This is a genomic window from Myxococcus faecalis (assembly GCF_050039385.1).
Lineage (GTDB): Bacteria > Myxococcota > Myxococcia > Myxococcales > Myxococcaceae > Myxococcus > Myxococcus fulvus.
On record NZ_CP144336.1, the window covers coordinates 4,566,223 to 4,584,514 of the forward strand.

Consider the following 18,292-nt stretch of genomic DNA (forward strand, 5'->3'; position numbering starts at 1 on the left):
GACGTCCTTCATCCCCACATGGAGGTAGCAGACATGGCGCTGGCATTGACGCGGGCCCCCGGGCGCGAGCCCGTGGTGTTCGGATACGCGCTGGAGACGCTGCTGTCGGCGGCGGCCCCGTTGACGGAGCTCACCCAGAAGGCGCTGGAGCGGCAGGGCATCTTCGCACTGCGGCCCCTGCACACGGCCTACCCCTGCGCGGTGTGGCCGCAGAGCATCCAGTTGCTGGCCGCCACCACCCTGCCCCACCTGTCGCGCGAGGAGGCCGAGTACGAGCTGGGCCTGCGCTTCGGGCAGGCGTTCATCCAGGCGCGGCTGGGCACGGCGCTGCAGGACTTCGCCCAGGTGGTGGGCCCGGAGAAGATGTTGCTGCGGCTCGCGCGCTCGCTGCGCTCCATCAACAACTTCCTCGACGCGTCGGTGACGCCCACGGGCGACGACGGGGGCTGGGAGCTGAGCCTGTACCCGGTGCGGGAGTTCCTCGACCACCCCCGCCGCCGGGCGGATCCGCCGCACTTCATGCGGGGCCTGCTCACGTTCGCCTTCCAGCACAGCGGCGCGCCCACGGCCCGGGTGACGCTCACGCGCCACGACGATGCCCGGGCGGTGACGACGTTTCACGTCGGCCTGTAGTCAGCTCCGACGGAGGCAGGGGCAACAGGATGCGCGCCGTGGTGCCCACGCCCGGCTGGCTCTCCAGCGTCAGCGTGCCGCCGTGTGCATCGACGATGCGTCGGGCCAGCGCCAGGCCCATGCCGATGCCACCGGTGCGCCGGGCGCGGCTGCGGTCCGTGCGGAAGAAGGGGGTGCCCACGCGCAGCAGGTCCTCCGACTCGATGCCGATGCCCTCGTCCGCCACCTCCAGCGAGAGTGTGTCCGGCGTCCCGGCGGCCTGGGCTCGCAGCCGCACCGGGCTCTTCGGCTCCGAGTACTTGCCCGCGTTGTCGAGCAGGTTGTCCAGCGCGCGGCGCAGCAGCACCGGGTCCACCTCCACGGGCGGCAGCGAGCCCTCCACGCTCACCTCCAGCACCCGGCCCGGCCGCGCGGTGCGGAAGCGTGAGGCGGCCTTGTCCACCAGGCTCTGGACCTCCACCTGCTCCTGGCGCAGCGGCGGCGCGCCCACGCCCGCGTTCCCCGTGGCCAGGTCCAGCCGCGCCGCGGTGAGCACGTCATCCACCAGCTGCTCCAGCTCGGCCAGGTCACTGGTGATGTCGGAGAGCATCTCGCGCGCGGTCTCCGCGTTGCCCTCCTCCGCCAGGTCCAGGGCCACGCGGATGCGCGCCAGCGGCGTGCGCAGCTCGTGCGACACGTTGGCCAGCAGCTCCTTCTGCGAGCGCAAGAGGTGGGTGAGCCGACAGGCCATCTCGTCGAAGGCCTCCGCCACCTGCCCCAGCTCATCGCGACGCCGGATGCCGGTGCGCGTGTCCAGCTTCCCCTCGCCCAGCGCGCGCGCCACCTCGGCGAGCCGCTGGAGCGGACGGGCCAGCGTGCGCGCGAAGGCCAGCGAGGTGATGGCCGTGGACAGCAGCACCGCGCACACCACCAGCGCGGTGTTCCCGGGCGGCGGCTCGGGGGGCCGGGTGATGATGGTGGCGTACGCCTCCAGCGGCCCCTCCTCCGGAATCGGCAGCGTGAGCGAGTGAGGCGGACGGCCGCGCGACAGCCGCTCGCCGTGCAGGGTCAGTTCGTCCAGCTCCACGGGGGTGAGCTCGGGCGAGGGCGCGGAGGTGTTGGTGGCGATGAGCCGCCCCGAGGCGTCTCGCAGCGTCACCTTCGCCTCGAGCAGCCGCGCGGCGCGGTCCAGCGAGGCCTGGAGCGCCACCGGGTCTTCGAGCAGCTCCTCCCACTCGCGGATGTTGTACGCGGCGTGACGGATGAAGCCGTGCCGCAGCGGCTTGTCGACGACGAACGAGCGCGCCGCGAACAGCGTGGCGACGACGAGCACGAGCTGGGCGATTCCCACCAGGTAGATGCGGAACAGCAGGCGGCCGGGAGTGCGCGGACGACGACTCACGACGCCTCTCCGGTCGCGAGCATGTAGCCGGCGCCGCGCACCGTCTTCAGCAACAGGGGGTTGCGAGGGTCCACCTCCAGCTTCTGGCGCAGGCGGAAGATGTGCACGTCCACCGAGCGGTCGAACACCTCGTCCGCGCTGCCCTTCACCAGATCCAGCAGCTGCTCGCGGCTGAGCACGCGACCGGCGCGCTCGGCCAGCACGCGCAGCAGGCTGAACTCGTAGGTGGTGAGGTGCAGCGCGCGGCCGTCGAGCGTGGCGCGCAGGCTGCGCGGGTCCATCATCAGCCGTCCGGCCTGCACGGGCTGGGAGGAAGGCCCCACCTTGCCCCGGGCGCGGCGCACCTGGGCGCGGATGCGGGCGAGCAGCTCGCGCGAGGAGTAGGGCTTGGCCAGGTAGTCGTCCGCGCCCGTCTCCAGGCCGAGCACGCGGTCGGCCTCCTCGCCGCGCGCGGTGACCATGATGATGGGGACGTCGGTGCGGCCTCGCAAATCCCGGCACACCTCCAGGCCATCGCGGCCGGGGAGCATCAGGTCCAGGAGGATGACGTCGAACACGTGGCGGTTGGACTCGACGAGCGCGTCGGAGCCGCTGTGTGCCAGCGTCACCACGAGGCCGTGCTCCTGCAGGTAGCGGGCGGTGAGCCGCGCCAGCCGCTCGTCATCCTCGACGAGCAGGACCTGGATGGTGCCCTCCTCCAGCGAGGGACGGCTGAGCTGTTCCATGGGTTCCAAGCCTCCTGCCTTTCCGCGGACCTTCCCACCGGGAGGGTAACAGCGGAGCGGTGGCCCGGGAGCAGGCGGGAGGAGTCTGTCCGCCGCTCGCCGGGCTCCAGCCGGGTCCAGCGAGGGCAGTCGAGCTCCCGGGCCACGCTTCGAACGGTGGCACCGGGATGTGTCCGGGGTGCGTCCCCCGGATGACGATTTGTTACAGGACGACTCCGCCCGCCCAGGAGCCGGACGGGCATCCGCCGTCCCGTCCGGCCCGGCGCTCCGGGGAGGCGCAGGTCAGCGCAGGTACCACTTCTGGTTCGCGGTTCCGGCGCACTCCCAGATTTGCAGCCGCGTGCCGTTGTTGGTGTTCCACTCCGACACGTCCACGCACTTGTTGGCCTGCGGGTTGACCAGGTCCCCGGCGCCGCTCAAGACGAACTGCTGCGCGGGGTTGCCCGTGCAGTCGTGGAGCTGGATGAGCGCGCCGTTGGCCGTGGAGCCCCACGTCACGTCCATGCACTTGCCGAAGGCGCGCAGCGTCCCGTCGCCGTGGAAGGTCCACTTCTGCGCGTTGGAGCCGTTGCAGTCCCACAGCTGGATGGCCGTGCCGTTGGCCGTGTTGGAGTGGTCCACGTCGATGCACTTGCCCGCGAGCCCGACGATTTCACGGCCCCCGCCGCCGTTGGTGGTGAGCGACAGGCCGTAGACGGAGAGGATCTCGTTCACCGGCTGGAAGTACGTGGTGCCGCCGGTGGAGCAGTCGCCCGAGCCGCCCGACGTCACGCCCTGCGCCTGGTTGCCGGAGATGAACGAGCCGCCCGAGTCGCCGCCCGCCGCGCACGCGTTGCTGCGCGTGAGCCCGTACACGGGGCCGACGTCGTAGTTGACGGTGACGTTCTTCGCCTGGATGACGCCGCAGCGCCAGCCGGTGGTGGAGCCGGAGCGACACACGGACGCGTTGATGCCCGCCTCCGCGGAGCCCGCGACGATGACGTTGCCGCCCGCGTAGTTGTAGACCCACGGCTGCGAGGCCCAGTTGCCGTTGACCTGCACCCAGGCGTAGTCGTTGTTCGGGAAGGAGGAGCCGCGCACCGTGCCCTGGCCCGCGCCGTTGTGGCCCTGGGTGGAGGAGTTCACCCCGCCGCAGTGGCCCGCGGTGACGAAGCCTCCGGCCACGGGGAAGCCGATGGAGCAGCGCGTGTTGCCGTTGATGTAATACGCGTCACCGCCGCGCAGGTCGTAGAAGGGGCGGGGCTTCTCCTGGGAGATGACCACACGCACGGCGCTGTCGGCCGCGCCGCTCTCCGCGACGAAGCGCTCCGCGTTCACCACCGCCGCGTCCGGGGCCAGCACCACCACGCTGTTGGTGGGCAGGTCCACGTACCAGCCATGGATGTCCTTGCTGGCCACGTCCGCGCCCCGGTCCAGCGCCTCCTTGAGCGCGTCCAGCTCCCGCTCCGTGCGCGTCACCCAGCGAGGCTCCGCGCCCGCGCGCCGCGCCGCCTGCTCTCCCGCGGCGGTGGTGACGCCGACGACGAGCCGGTCTCCCGCCTCGTTCAGCCACGCGCCGCCGAAGGACGCGCCCAGCTCGCTCCTCAGCGTCCGCTCCGCGCGCGCCGTGAGCGCCTCCGTCTCCAGCCGTTGTCGCGCCTGCTCGGCGGTGAGCCCCAGGTCCCGCTGCATCGCGGTGAGCACCTCGGGAGAGACGTCCTCGCTCGCCGCGAGCGCGGCGCCAGGGAGGGTCAGGGTGGTGAACAACGCCGTCGCGGTCCGGAGCGCATGCAGTCTTCGGTTCATCGGGGGCTTCCTTTCTGAACGGGGGACCGGCGCACGCGGACACCAGCGTCCACGACGCCTCGCGGACCATCGGAAGCGGGATTTGTGACCCGAGTCAATCAATTCAAGTATTTACAGAAAATCACGACACTTTTGCCGGACAAAGAATAAAGTCCAGGACATCACGCAGGTTGGACGGAACTGCCGAGCGGCCATGTTTCTCCACTCAGTGGAATAATTCAGAGGGTCGGCGCCCCGTTGAGGCATCTGCCCACGCATCCAGCGCGCGACTCGGGAGCAGGCCCGCGGTCCGGATGCATCGGGCAAACGCGTCATGGAGTGGGCGCCCGCACGAAGCGGACGCAAGACGCGTCAGAGGTTGGGCTCCTGCACGAGGCGGAGGCGAGACGCGTCAGACGGAGGGCGCCTGCCCGAGGCGGAGGCAAGACGCGTCAGACGATGGGTGCTCGCACGAGGCGGAGGCAAGACGCGTCAGGCGATGGGCGCTCGCTCAGGGCTGACCATGCGAGGCGGACAGCGCGCGACGGTCCACCTTGCCAGCGGAGGTGCGCGGCAGCGCATCGACGAAGCGCACGGAGCGCGGTGTCTTGTAGCGCGCCAGTCGTCCCTCGCAGAACGACAGCAGGGACTCGGCGGTGGGCGTCGTCCCGGCGCGAGGCACGACGAGCGCGCGCGGTGTCTCGCCCCACTTCGCGTCGGGCACGCCGATGACGGCGACCTCCGCGACATCAGGGTGACCGGCGAGCACGCTCTCCACCTCGGCGGGGTAGATGTTCTCGCCGCCGGAGATGATGAGGTCCTTGTGGCGGCCGACGATTCTGAAGCAGCCCTCCGCGTCGCGCAGGGCCAGGTCGCCGGTGTGCAGCCAGCCATCGACGATGGTGCGCGCGGTCTCCTCGGGACGCCGCCAGTAACCGGCGCACACGTGAGGCCCGCGCAGCAGCAACTCTCCCACGTCCCCGGGCTGACGCTCGCCGTCGATGCGGGCCTCCACCTGGAACAGCGGCACGCCGACGAAGCCCGGCTTGCGGCGCACGTCCGCGGGCGGGAGCCAGAAGTTGTTGGGCCCCGCCTCCGTGAGGCCGTAGCCCGTCTTGAAGGCCACGCCCTGGGCGAAGAAGCGCTCGAACACGGGCGGCGGACACGGCGCGCCGCCGCTGACGACGAGCTTGAGGCGGGAGAAGTCCATCGCCTCGAAGCGCGCGTGACGCTGCAGCTCGATGAACATGGTGGGCACGCCGAAGAACAGGCTCACCTCGCGGCGCTCGATGAGGTCGAACACCTGCTCCACCTCGAAGCCCTTGCACACCACGGACGCGCCGCCCACGTACACCAGGGGCAGCGTGAAGACATTGAGTCCTCCCGTGTGGAACAGCGGCGCGTTGAGCACGGCCACGTCGTCGGACGTGAGCCCCCAGCTCACCACCGTGTTGACGGCGTTCGCGGCGATGGAGCCATGGGTGAGCACCGCGGCCTTGGGCACACCGGTGCTGCCGCCCGTGTAGCAGAGCACCCACGGCGCCTCGGCCTCCAACTCCAGCGAGGGCAGCGGAGACTCGGGGGCCGCGTCCCGCTCGGGAACGAAGTGCCGCTCGTCCGCGCCCGGCGCGTCGAAGGTGAGCCAGTGGCGCACGAAGGGCGCGTGCTCGCGTACGGCGAGGGCCTGGGCGCGCAGCTCCGAGCCATACACGAGCACGGCCGGCTCCCCGTCGACGAGGATGCCGGAGAGCTCCGGCGCGCTGAGACGCCAGTTGAGCGGCTGGAGGATGGCGCCCAGCTTCGCGCAGGCGAAGAGCAGGTCCAGCGTCTCGACGCGGTTGTGGGCGAGCACCGCGACGCGCTCGCCTCTCCGGACACCGAGCACGTGGTGCAGGTACGCGGCGGTGCGCGAGGCACGGGCGTCCCATTCGCGATACGAGGTGCGACGTCCGCCCTGGGTGGCGTCGACGAGGGCGAGGTGGTCGGGGTCCAGGGCCGCGCGTCGGGCCAGCCAGTCATGGACGATGGGCATGGGCGCACGGTAGCCGAGCGCCCCGCCCGCTCAAATCTCCGGGAAGATGAGCAGCCCGCGCGTCGTGTCGACGACGTAGACGTAGCCGTCTCCGGGCAGGCGGATGCCGATGGCGCCGTCCCAGAAATCCAGCCCCCGGTTCGGGTCCGACTCCCGCACCGTGTGGAAGTGGCCCAACTGCCGGAGCTCCCTCGGCTTGGAGACATCCAGCACCCGCAGGCCGTGCTGGTAGTGGGCCAGGTAGAGCCGCGAGCCCTTCAGCTCCATGTTGTGGATGGAGGCCCAGTCGGGGAGCTGGTACTCGCCGATGAGCGTGGGGTTCGCCGGGTCATTGAGGTTGAGCACGCGCAGGTGGCCGCCCCAGTCCTCTCCGCCCTCGAAGGCGATGAGGTTGTTGTTGAAGTACGCCACGCGCGAGGCATGGCTCGTGGCCCGTGGGTACACGTACGCCCCCAGCCGCTTCATGTTCGTCGGGTCCGAGGCGTCGACGATGACGAACCCTCCCCGCATGTGGCTGATGAAGAGGCGATGGTTCAGGGTCGTGGCGTCATGCGGATAGGAGCCGGGGACCACCCTGACGGTCGAGTCCCGGTAGCGCCCGAGCAACACGGGCTCGCGCGGGTTCTTCACATCGTGGATGTGCACCTCCCCCTCGGGCAGGATGGCCATGGAGTAGAGCCGATCTCCATCCACGAAGAGGGTGTGCACGTTGGTGCGCGTCCCTCCAGACAGGTCACGCACGAACAGCGGGTTCGAGGGGTCCGTGATGTCGAACACGAGCACGCCCCGGGCGTCGCTGGCGACATAGAGCGCATCCCCCTTGGCCCACACGCCGTTCCAATAGGAGTCCTCGGGGAACTGGATGGACTTCACCAGCCGCGGCGCCTTGCGGTCCCTCACGTCGTAGACCTGGAGCGCGCCAGCCCCGAGGAAGTAGTCGTCGATGGAGACGACATAGGCGTGCTCCTTCGCGACATAGACATCCACGGCCCGCCCGCTGTGCCCGCCCGCCTCGCCGATGAGCTTCAGCCCTCCGGAGGACTCCCCCTCTCCAGGGAGCGGCTGGATCCGTCGGGCCTCCCAGGTGTAGAGCCGTGGCTCACCGTTCACGGTGCAGCCCGCCATGCAGCCCGTCACGTGGTCCGGCGTCGGCGCCGTGCAGCCCACCATGGCGAAAGTGTAGGGCGTCCCGTCTGGATAGGTCTGCGCGGAGACGTTGTACAGCGGATGGTCATTCCCTGGAGTCGGCTCCCAGCGTGAGAAGTCGTCGACGCCGATGAACTGCCACGAGTCATCCGTCGCGATGTCCACGCCATGGAAGCGCATGTTGTAGTTGCCCGTGCGCTTCAGCCCCTTCAGGCTCTGGAGGTCGCAGCCCGACAGGTCGAAGGACTCCACGGTTCCACAGGCCGGGAGCCGCTCCATCCCAGGCTTCAGCTTGCACGCGGCCAGCGGCACCGGCTCCCAGTCCTCCCGGTCCTGGATGGCGGGCCCGGGTGACAGGTCCACGGGAATCTCCACGACCTCGTGGTCCCGACTCTGGCACGACGTCGACGCGCCCGCGCACCACAGCGTGACAACAGCACTCACGATACGCTTCACCATGTCAGCCCCCGGGGTTGGGGCCGGCGACACAGGAGGCTCGAGCGAAGAGGGACTGCCGGCCTGCTTCCGACATCCTACGAGCGACGCGAGCCGCCCCCTCCGGATGCCCCTCATTCCAGAAGCGTCATCCCGGTCCTCACACCTCCGTCCGATTCCAGACCCTTGGCCTCACAACGCCAGACGCCCGGCGCAATGCCTCCCCGGGGCAGGGGGACAGCGACGTCACCCGCCTGTCCGCGAAGCTGCTTCCCCTGGGGCCCTTCCCTCCCAAGCACGGGAGCCCGGGCACCGGCGACTGAAGCCCGCCGCTCACGGCACCAGCACCAGCTTGCCCACCGTCGTGCCGGACTCCAGCGCCTGGTGCGCCTGGGCCACGTCATCCAGCTTGAAGGTCGTCACCTTCGGCGACACCACCTTCCCCTCCTCCACCCACGCGAGCAGCCGCGCCATGCTGTCCTCCAGCACGAAGCGCTGCTCGAACAGGTACGACAGGTTGAACGCGAGCACGCTCGTGTTGTCGTTCGTCAGCGTCAGCGGGTCGAAGCGCGGCGTGCGCAGCCAATCCCACGCGAGCTTCGCGTAGTTCGGCTTGCCGCCCGTGCGCGGCAGCATCGAGTGGAACCCGTAGATGACCAGCTTCCCCGGCGACGCCAGGTGCCGGTAGCTGTCCTTCAGCGTCGACGGCCCGTTCGCGTCCAGCACCACCTCGTAGCCCTTGGGTGACGCCGCCTCCGCGGCCTTCCACAAATCCTCACGGCTCTTGTCGATGACCACGTCCGCGCCCAGCGCCCTCGCCGCCTCCACCTTGTGCGTGCCGCCCACCACGCCCACCATCCGGCACCCGGCGATGCGCCCCAGCTGCAACAACGCGCTGCCCACCCCGCCCGCCGCCGAGTGCACCAGCACATTCATTCCCGGCCTCGGGTGCGCCAGCTCGAACAGCGCGTAGTACGCCGTCAGGAACACCGCGGGAAACCCCGCCGCCTGCTCCATCGTCAGCTTCGACGGCAGCGAGAACACCTGGTGCCGGGGCACCACCACGTGCGTGGCGTACCCGCCGAACCGCGTCACGCCGAAGACGCGGTCGCCGGGTGCCAGGTCCGTCACGCCCTCGCCCACCGCGTCCACCGTGCCGGCGAACTCGAAGCCGGGGGTAATCGGCCACCCCACATACTCCTTCGCGGAGGCGTACAGGCCCATGCGGATGACGCAGTCCGCATAGTTCACCCCGATGGCCTGGGTGGCCACCCTCACCTCCCCGCTCCCAGGTGAAACCTGATTCAGGTTTTCGACGCGGAGCTGCTCGTAACCACCGGCCTTCGGGATGACCACCTTGCGTGCGCGCATGTCCCGATGACTATCACGCGACGCAGCGCGACAACGTGCGCGCGCGTCCACTCGGATGACGACGCTCGCGTGAGATGTCTCTACACTGCGTCTCGCGCTCGAAGACATGTCTCGGTCCGAGCGCGTTTGCATCCCCCACAACCGAAGGAGTCCACCATGCGATTGCGGCATTCGCTGTTCCTCATGGCCCCCCTCTTCGTCGGAGCCCTCACCGGCTGCGGCGAGGGGCTCGAGGAGCCCGTCACGCCCGAAGCGCCCATCACCGAGCAGCTCGGCGCCACCGAGTCCGCGGCCTCCACCGCGGGCATCACGCCGCACTTCCAGCAGTGGCTCCTGGCCAACGGCTACAAGGACGACAACTTCGCGCGGTACGAGCTCGCCGGCGGCAGCTACGGCGGCAGGGCCAGCAGCACCGACACCGTGGTGAACACGCCCGTCATCTTCATCCACGGCAACTCCGACAAGGCGGTGGGCACCGGCACCGCGGGCCAGTCGGGGTGGAGCGCGTCGCTCGATTACTTCCTGGCCAATGGCTACAAGACGAGCGAGCTGTACGCGCTGACGTGGGGCCCGGCGGACATCATGCAGACCGCCGTGCAGTACCACTCGAAGCCGAACATCATGCGGGTGCGCCGCTTCATCGAGGCGGTGAAGGCGTACACCGGCGCGTCGAAGGTGGACATCATCTCCCACTCGATGGGCGTGACGCTCGCACGCAAGGCCATCCTCGGCGGCTCCGCGAACGACTCCGCCAACGGGGGCGCGTACAACGTCGGCGCGCCGCTGACGAACTCCGTCGACACGTTCGTCGGCATCGCCGGCGCGAACCTGGGGCTGACGTCCTGCTACCAGACGGGTCCCACCACGCCGACGTGCGGCTCCACCAACGGCCTGTATCCGGGCTACCTGTACTTCGGCGTGGTGTACGGGCGCTCCACGTTCCTGGACAACCTGCGCGCCACGAGCGGCTACGAGGGCGCGTACCGCTACAGCATCTACTCCACGGCCGACGAAATCATCGGCTACGGCGGCATCGTGTATGGCGACTACACCTCGCGCATCCCCGGGCAGCAGGGTGAGAAGGTGTACTCGGCCTATCCCTACGGGCACTACAACTCGAAGGACCTGACCGGCGCGGTGCAGTACAGCATGGTGCGCAACCACGTCGTCCCGTAGCCACACCCCGCTCTCGTCTCCCGGCGCGTCGTCACCTGAGACGTCGCCGGGAGCACGGGCCCGACGTGGGAGTCACTTGAAGTCAGGACATCGCGCGCGGACCTGCGCGCAACGCGCGCCCGCCGCAGAGGTGTGAGTCGACAGTCGTCCACGCCGTGGGGGAGTGGACACGGGCCGGCTCGCCGCCTCGCGAAGGCGCGCGAAGTCCCGGGCGGCCTCATCCAGGTTTCAGGATGAGGCCGCCCCACCCGCTTCCAGCGCGAGCGCGACACCTCGTCGCGGGGGACCTCCTCCCAGTCGGAGGTCACCTCCCCGCTTCGAGCCTTGCCGCGCGCTCACGACCCGGGTCCCCTATGTCCACACCCGGTAGCGCGCCGCTCGTCTTCACCACCTCCGACCTTCCGGCGCTGGCGGCCCTCCCGCCGCGCGTCTCCACGGAGGGCGTCGTCGCATCCTCCGGAGGGCGCCGTGCGCACCCTCGCGCCGAGGCCGGTCAACCTCTCGGCGCGAGGCCGTGCCTCACCTTACGGCCGCAGCCCGTCCGACGGCGCGGGCGCATCGTTCTGCGCGGGCGTCGGCGAAGGCTGCGTCTCCGGCGCGCCGGGCACGGGCGCGGGCTCGCTCGGCTTGGGCGCCTTGTCCTCGGGCTTCGTCCTCTCCACGAACGGCTTCGCCGCCGCGGGGTCCGCCAGGAACGCGAGCAACACCTCGTTGACCGGCTCCGGGCAGTCCAGCTGCACCGTGTGCCCGCAGCCCTTCATCGGCGCCAGCGCCGCGCCGGGGATGCGGGACGCGCCGTACTCCATGATTTCGCGCGCCTCGCCGCCGTGCAGGAACGGGTTGGGAATCAGCCGGTCATCCGTGCCGTAGACGATGAGCGTGGGCACCGAGACGCGGTGCAGGTTGTCGCGCACGAAGTCGTTGTTCGCCAGGCCCCGCACCGTGCGGACGTTGGCGTACGCGTACGCGTCGAACTCCGGCGACTTCGCCAGCCGCACGCGGTCCTGGATGAGCCATTCGAGCTCCGGCCGCCAGTGCATGAAGTTGCCCTGACGCACGCTGCCCCAGATGCCCGCCTCCGGCGCCGCCTTGATGAAGTCCGAGCTCATCACCCGGCGGAACCACTGCTTCTCCTTCCAGGAGAACTTCTCGAACCCGGCCGGAGACACCAGCACCAGCGCCTCCAGCGCGTCCGGGTAGCGCAGCGCGTACGACAGCGACGTCTGCCCGCCCATCGAGTGCCCCGCGAGGATGGGCTTCTCCACGCCCAGCACCCGCGCCAGCTCCGCCACCGCGTCCGCCATGGCCTCGGTGGTGTACGGGAACGTGGCCGGCTTGTCGGACTTGCCGTACCCCGGCAGGTCCACCGCGACGACGCGGTAGCCCTTCGCGTGGAACACGTCCAGCTGCGCCTGCCAGAACTTCAGATACGAGCCCAGGCCGTGCACGAAGATGACCGTCTTCGCCTCGGGCGAGGGCGCGGGCAAATCCACGTACGAGACGTGGAGGGGGCTGGCCAGGCCATACCGGGCGGTGACGTCCGGCAGGGCCACGCGGTGCACGGGCCAGGCCTGCTTGGTGCCTGCCGTGGAGTAGTCGAGGTCCTGGAAGGACAGCGCGGACTCGCCAGCATACGAGCGCACGCAACCGGCGGAGGACAACCCCGCCGCGAGGAGCAACGCGGTGAAAGCGCGGGAGGTGCTCATGGTCAGAACGCGTACCAGGTGAAGGTGGTGAAGGCCGCCCACGGGTCGCTGCGCACGGTGGCCGAGCCGTCGTAGAAGCTGCCGCGGAAGAGGTAGCCGCCGTGGAGGCCCACGGTCATCAGGTAGCGGATGTGGTAGCGCAGCTCCGCGTTGACCTCCGCGCCGATGAACCGGCCGCGCCGCACCTCGGCCACCCAGGGCGTCGGGTCCGCGCCCGAGTTCGCCAGGCCCGTGGCCACCTTGAGGTTGAGCTTGTTGGGCACGATGTCCCACGACGCCGAGGCGATGCCCGCGCGCAGGCCGTAGCCCTGGTTGGAGATGTCCGTCACCGCGCCCGTGTAGTTGTTCACCGTGCTGGTGAACGGGAACAGGATGAGCATCTTGTGGTTGAACCACACCGCGCCCGGCAGGCCGTACTGGTTCAGCGTGAAGGCGCCCGTGTACTTGTCGTCCTCCAGGTTGGAGTCACCGGTGGAGAACATGCCCTCCAGCGTGACGACGTCGCCGGGGCCGCGGCCCCACTGGTACATGACCTCCAGGTTGGCGGACACGCCGGAGATGCTCAGCTCGTCGATGGGCGAGTTCTCCGGGTCGTCGCTCTTGTACTTGCCGCCGTTGTACATCACGAAACCGGAGGCCCCGAGCCGACCGTTGCGGAAGTCGATGTTGTGGTTGAAGTGCGCGCCCGCCCAGAAGACGGTGCCGGTGGGGCGGTTGATGTTGAAGCGCGCCGTGCCGGTGAAGCCCGGCAGGCCCGTGGACGACGGGCCGCTCTTCACCAGGCCCTCGAAGGCGTACGCGTCACCCTTGGTGTCGTCGTTCAGCGCCCACGCGGACACGCCCACGTTGGTGTTGGGGCGCACCGGGTAGACGTAGTCCGCCATCGCCAGCCAGATGTACTTCAGGCGCGGGTCGTTGCGCGTGGCGCGGTCCGCCTGCGCGCTGCCCAGCGGGAACAAGCTCAGGCGCGCGTTGCCCTTCAGGCCACTGAAGATGGACAGGCCCGTCGCGTCGCTGCCCAGGAAGGCCAGCTTGTAGCCGGTGCGCGTGAGGTCCGACAGCGGCGTGCGCGTCGGGTCATAGGCGCTGTCGTAGACGGGCTGGGTGCCCACCAGCAGCGTGAGCTGGTTGGGGTTGCGCGTCGGGTAGATGGCGACGTTGACGTTCTTGGTCTGGATGTTCACCTGGTCGGCGTTGAAGCCGCCGCCCTCGTTCTGGCCAATCGTGTTGGCCGAGCGCCCCCAGAGGAAGTCCACCTCGAACTGCGCGCGGAACGACGCCAGCCCGTCGACGAAGAAGGGGCTGTACTCGATGACGGGAATCCAGCGCTGCTCGATGAAGTACGCCGAGCGGCCGGACTGCGTGCTCACCGCGCTGCCCACGGGCGAGCCGATGGGACCCAGCGCCACGCCACGCAGGCCGGCCGGGTCACCAATCTGGTTCGTCATGGAGACGCGGGTGAAGAAGTAGTTGATGAGATTGAACTCACGAGGCTCGGCGTCCTCCTCGCGGCTCTTCTCCTCCTGCCATTCGGCGTACAGCCCCGGCACCGGGGTGCTCTGCGCGGCGGCCGGCGTCGCCAGTCCCACGAGGCCCAGCGCCGCGAGCACCCTCGCGTTGCGCCGCAGCGTCTCGCGTGCCTCGAACCCACTTCCCGTCATATCCACCTCGGCCCCGCACGGCGGGGCGCTCCCGGTACACCGGGCTCGGATGTCACCACTGTCGATGGCTCAGGTACGGCCAGGCTCCTGGGGGACGCGGGCGAAGAGCACCCGCGTCCGGACCTGCGGCCGGAAAGGGAGGGCGGGAGCGCACCCTCCCTCCGGCACGAGGTGAAGCGGCCTAGCGGATGGAGTACGTCTGCACGGCGTTGCCCGTGAAGGGCTGGCCGTTGAGCGTCACGGAGCTGGACGTGCCCACCGCGCCGTTGGCGCAGCGGCTGCCCGTCGCCTGGTTCTTGAAGTACAGCTCCAGCTTGAGCGTCTTCTGGTCCGCGGTGAAGCCGCCGCGGCCCTCCTGCACCAGGCCGCCCGGGAAGGAGAACGTCACGTCGAAGCAGCTCCCGTCGGACGCCACGTTCTCGATGAGGACGGTGTTGGACGTGAAGGAGAGCGGGTTCTTGGGCGCGTCGTGATTGCAGGCCCCGTCGGCGATGGTGCCCGGGATGCTGTCGACCTTGAAGTTGCCACCGGCCACCGACATGGTGACGCTCTGGTAACACTGGGACGCCGCGCCGTAGTCGACATCTTCGCTGAAGCCGTTGGGGTGGCTGGGGATGTTGGCCCCCTCCATGATCATCGACTTGCCCTCGAGGAACGCGAGGATGTTGGCGGAGCTGTCGAGCTTGGGGGCCTGGGGGGTCGGCGTGGGGTCGCCGTCGTCATCTCCGCAGCCGACGAAGCCCAGCGCGCAAACCATGACCGCGGACAGCAGCTTCTTCTTCATGTGGTGCTCCCTTCGTTCCGGCGTCACCGCCGGGGTGTCACGACAGACGACAGGCATGCAGGGCCAACCCCAGACATGCCCGCCCAGACAGTGTTTCAGCGCGGTGCGTCGGAGCCGGTGGGCGTCATCGCCCCTCGGCGTCGGCGGCGATGGCCGCCTCGCGAAGCTCGCGCTTGAGAATCTTCCCCGCCGCGGACACCGGCAGGCGCTCCACCAGCACCACCCGCTTGGGCACCTTGAAGCGCGCCACCTTGCCGCGCAGGTGCTCGAGCAGCGCATCACCCGTGCAGTCCACGCCGGGCTTGAGCACCACGAAGGCGCGCCCCACCTCGCCCCACTTCGCGTCCGGCACGCCGATGACCGAGCACTGCTGCACGGCCGCGTGCTCGTACAGCACGGACTCCAGCTCCAGCGGGTACACGTTCTCCCCGCCGGAGATGAACATGTCCTTCTTGCGGCCGGCGATGGTGAAGAAGCCGTCCGCGTCCTGGCGCGCGAGGTCGCCGGTGTGGAACCAGCCATCGGCGTCGATGGCCTCGCGCGTGGCGGCCTCGTCCTCGAAGTAGCCCGAGCACATGGAGGGGCCCTTCAGGACCAGCTCACCCACGTCGCCCGTCGGCACCTCGCGGCCGTCGTCGTCCACCAGCTTCGCCGCGATGAAGTAGTTGGGGCGGCCGATGGAGCCCGCCTTGGACACCGCGAACTCGGGCCCCATGCTGAAGATTCCCGGGCCGAACTCGGTCATCCCGAAGCCCTGCTTGAAGGGCACCGCGTGCACCGCCTGCCACGCCTGGATGAGCGGCACCGGCAGCGCCGCCCCGCCGCTGGTCATGAAGCGCACCGACGAGAAGTCCGTCGACTGGAAGCGCGGCGAGTCGAGGAGCTGCTGGTACTGCGTGGGCACCGCGAAGAACAGCGACACCTTCTCGCGGGGAATCAGCGCGAGCAGCTCCTCCGGCTCCCAGCGGCGCATGATGACCACGGTGCCGCCCGCGGTGAGCAAAGGCAGCGTGTACACGAGCAGCCCGCCCGTGTGGAACATGGGCGTGTGCGTCACCGTGACGTCGCCGGGGCGCACCTCGTGCACCAGCGTGTTGAGCGTGTTCCACGCCACCATGCGGTAGCTGACGCACGCGCCCTTGGAGCGCCCCGTCGTCCCGCCGGTGAACAGCAGGCACAGCGTGTCCTCCTCGGACACGGCGTCGTTGCGCACGGGCGCGGTGGGGCGGTGCGCGAGCACCTGCGCATACGGGGCGGCGCCGGGCAGCCCCTGGGGCTCCAGCGCCACCAGGCGCAGCGAGTCCCCCACGCTCTCGCGCACCTGGGCCACGGCGTCGCGGAAGTCGTCGCCGAAGAGCAGCACGCGCGGGCGGATGGAGCGGACCAGGTCGGTCAGCTCGGCGGCGTGCAGACGCCAGTTGTAGGGGACGAAGATGGCGCCCAGCTTGCCGCAGGCGAAGAGGGCATCCAGGTACTCGACGCCGTTGTGGGCGACCAGGCCCACGCGGTCCCCGGGCTTCACCCCGGCGACGTCGCGCAGCCAGCCGCCGAGCGCCTCGGCGCGCGCGTTCAGGGTGCGGTAGGTGAAGCGGCCGGCGTCGCCCTTGGCCGTGTCCACCACCGCGACGTGCTCGGGCCAGTACAGGGCGCCCCGCCCCATCCAGTCTCCGATGAACATGCGCGCCTCCAAGGTTCAGGCCGTCCAGCGGTAGAGGGCGGAGGCCATGGCGAGCCCACCGCCGCTGGCACAGAAGGCCACCAGGTCCCCCGTCTTCACCTTCCCCTGCACCACCGCGTCGTCGAGCGTCATGGGGATGCAGGCCGAGCCCGTGTAGCCCCACTTGTCCATCGTGTAGTGCGCCTTGGCCATGGGCTGCTCGAGCACCTTCATGGTGGCTTCGATGGTGCGCAGGTTGAGCTGGGTGAAGACGAAGAGCTTCACGTCGTCCAGCGTCTGGTCCTGCCGCTTGAGCAGCTGGTCCAGCAGCATGGGCCAGCGCTCGGTGTTGAAGGTGGAGGGGAACTTGCGCACGAACTGCACGGCGGGCTTGCCGCCGGTGAGCGGCAGGGTCTCCGCGGTGGCGGGGCGGTTCGTGCCGCCGGTGTAGATGCCGAGCGCGTCGTGGTACTCGCCGTTGGCGAGCAGCTTCGCGCCCATGAAGCCGGGCTTGTCGCCCGCGCCCAGCACCACCGCGCCCGCGCCGTCCGCGAACAGGGTGCAGGTCTTCTTGTCCTTCCAGTTCACGTAGCGCGTCATGCCGTACGCGCCGACGACGAGGATGCGCCGGTAGCTGTCATCCGCCGCAATCGTCTTCGAGCCCACGTCCAGCGCCGTCACCCAGCCCGCGCACGCGCAGTTGAGGTCGTAGGTGCCGGCGTTGGGGGCGCCCAGCTTGGCCTGCACCACGGAGGACGTGGCGGGGCTCAGGTAGTCGGGCGTGTCGGTGGCGACGATGATGAGGTCCAGCTCCTCGGGCTTCGTCCCGGAGCGCTCCAGGGCCTGCCGGGCGGCGGCGACGCACAAATCACTGGTGGCCTGGGAGTCCGCCATGACGTGGCGCTGCTTGATGCCCACGTTCTGCTGGAGCCACTCGTCCACGGGCTCGCCGAGAATCTTCTCGACGTCCGCGTTGGTGAGGACCTTCTCGGGGACGTAACGGCCGGTGGAGAGGATCTGCGCGTATCGCATGTGCTTTCGTCAGCTCCGGGCGCTCCGCGCCGGACGGCGCGCGGGACGCAGGGTGTTCTTCTTCGCGGTCTTGGTGGGGGCGGCGCGGGAGGGCGCGGCCTTGGCGGCGGGCTTGGAGGGCTTGAGCGTGTTGCGGCCCGGGGGCGGCGCGGGGCGGGTGTCCAGGCCGTGGCGGATGAGGCCCATGGCGGTGTCGAGCACGCGCTCCAGGCCCGGGTCCTCCTCCCACAGCACCCAGCGCATGCCCAGGAAGTCACCGATGCCCATCAGGCAGTAGGCGAGCGCCTCCGGGTCCATGCGGCGCACCTCGCCCTCCTCCATGGCGCGCGACAGCCCGGTGACGTAGCCCTTGGCGAAGCGGTCGTAGTAGCGGCGGTAGCAGTCGGCGTCGACGAACTCGGCCTGGCGCACCACGCGGTAGAGGTTGGGGTGCTGGCGCACGAACTGGAAGAAGGTGCGCAGGCCCTCGCGCTCCACGTCGATGCGGTTGTCGCACTTGGAGGTGGAGTCCGCGATGAGCCGGCGCAGGCGCGTGCCCAGGTCGTCCACCACCTCGACGAAGATGGACTGCTTGTCCGGGAAGTAGACGTAGAACGTGCCGAGCGCCACGCCGCCCTTGCGCGTGATGTCCGCGATGGAGGCGCGCTCGTAGCCCTTCTCCCCGAAGACCGACTCGGCGGCCTTCAGCAGCTTCGCACGCGTCCGCTGACCTCGCGGTGTCACGGGTCCGGAGCGGTCTGGAGAAGTTGAAGGCCGATTCATGTTTCACCTAGCGGTAGCACCCGCTCA

14 protein-coding genes are annotated in these 18,292 nt (G+C 69.8%); 2 read left to right on the plus strand and 12 right to left on the minus strand.

Going from position 1 to position 18,292, the window contains the following annotated elements:
- The first annotated feature begins 33 nt into the window (after positions 1-33).
- Complete coding sequence (locus VZQ01_RS18285) at positions 34-633, plus strand: DUF2378 family protein (RefSeq protein ID WP_426748491.1); 600 nt, start codon at positions 34-36, stop codon at positions 631-633.
- Here the strand turns inward: VZQ01_RS18285 and VZQ01_RS18290 are convergent.
- From VZQ01_RS18290 to VZQ01_RS18315, 6 genes are all read right to left on the minus strand, one after another.
- Positions 581-2,014: a sensor histidine kinase gene (locus VZQ01_RS18290; protein WP_426748492.1), complete on the minus strand. Its 1,434-nt coding sequence runs from the start codon at positions 2,012-2,014 to the stop codon at positions 581-583. The genes VZQ01_RS18285 and VZQ01_RS18290 overlap by 53 nt on opposite strands.
- Positions 2,011-2,739, minus strand: coding sequence for a response regulator transcription factor (locus VZQ01_RS18295; protein ID WP_426748493.1), 729 nt, complete (start codon positions 2,737-2,739; stop codon positions 2,011-2,013). Before VZQ01_RS18295 ends, VZQ01_RS18290 begins: the two co-directional genes overlap by 4 nt.
- A 282-nt stretch (positions 2,740-3,021) precedes the next feature.
- Positions 3,022-4,524: a ricin-type beta-trefoil lectin domain protein gene (locus VZQ01_RS18300; protein ID WP_223751955.1), complete on the minus strand. Its 1,503-nt coding sequence runs from the start codon at positions 4,522-4,524 to the stop codon at positions 3,022-3,024.
- Positions 4,525-5,014: 490 nt separating this feature from the next.
- Positions 5,015-6,535, minus strand: coding sequence for an acyl-CoA synthetase (locus VZQ01_RS18305; protein WP_426748494.1), 1,521 nt, complete (start codon positions 6,533-6,535; stop codon positions 5,015-5,017).
- Between the two features lie 30 nt (positions 6,536-6,565).
- Entirely contained in the window at positions 6,566-8,125 is a 1,560-nt protein-coding gene (locus VZQ01_RS18310) for an LVIVD repeat-containing protein (protein ID WP_426748495.1), read from the minus strand.
- 324 nt (positions 8,126-8,449) lie between these two features.
- Complete coding sequence (locus VZQ01_RS18315; RefSeq protein WP_408888437.1) at positions 8,450-9,487, minus strand: synaptic vesicle VAT-1 family membrane protein; 1,038 nt, start codon at positions 9,485-9,487, stop codon at positions 8,450-8,452.
- 156 nt (positions 9,488-9,643) lie between these two features.
- Between VZQ01_RS18315 and VZQ01_RS18320 the strand changes: the two genes are divergently transcribed.
- Positions 9,644-10,663 (plus strand): alpha/beta hydrolase family protein, encoded by a 1,020-nt coding sequence (locus tag VZQ01_RS18320; RefSeq protein ID WP_408888438.1) that lies wholly within the window; start codon positions 9,644-9,646, stop codon positions 10,661-10,663.
- Between the two features lie 524 nt (positions 10,664-11,187).
- Here VZQ01_RS18320 and VZQ01_RS18325 read toward each other — a convergent pair.
- The 6 genes from VZQ01_RS18325 to VZQ01_RS18350 all read right to left on the minus strand — a co-directional run bounded on the left by VZQ01_RS18325 (position 11,188) and on the right by VZQ01_RS18350 (position 18,265).
- Positions 11,188-12,369, minus strand: a complete 1,182-nt coding sequence (locus VZQ01_RS18325) for an alpha/beta fold hydrolase (protein ID WP_426748496.1) — start codon at positions 12,367-12,369, stop codon at positions 11,188-11,190.
- A gap of 2 nt (positions 12,370-12,371) precedes the next feature.
- Positions 12,372-14,030 carry a hypothetical protein gene (locus VZQ01_RS18330; protein WP_426748497.1) on the minus strand — a complete coding sequence of 553 codons (1,659 nt, stop codon included), beginning with the start codon at positions 14,028-14,030 and terminating at the stop codon, positions 12,372-12,374.
- Positions 14,031-14,211: 181 nt separating this feature from the next.
- Positions 14,212-14,814: a hypothetical protein gene (locus VZQ01_RS18335; RefSeq protein ID WP_426748498.1), complete on the minus strand. Its 603-nt coding sequence runs from the start codon at positions 14,812-14,814 to the stop codon at positions 14,212-14,214.
- A 124-nt stretch (positions 14,815-14,938) separates the two neighbouring features.
- The gene (locus tag VZQ01_RS18340) at positions 14,939-16,492 is read right to left on the minus strand and encodes a class I adenylate-forming enzyme family protein (protein ID WP_426748499.1); all 1,554 of its coding nucleotides are present in this window, start codon (positions 16,490-16,492) and stop codon (positions 14,939-14,941) included.
- Positions 16,493-16,507: 15 nt separating this feature from the next.
- Positions 16,508-17,503: a 3-oxoacyl-ACP synthase III family protein gene (locus VZQ01_RS18345; protein ID WP_426748501.1), complete on the minus strand. Its 996-nt coding sequence runs from the start codon at positions 17,501-17,503 to the stop codon at positions 16,508-16,510.
- 9 nt (positions 17,504-17,512) lie between these two features.
- On the minus strand, positions 17,513-18,265 hold the full coding sequence (locus VZQ01_RS18350) for a TetR/AcrR family transcriptional regulator (protein ID WP_426748502.1): 753 nt from the start codon (positions 18,263-18,265) through the stop codon (positions 17,513-17,515).
- Positions 18,266-18,292: the final 27 nt, after the last annotated feature.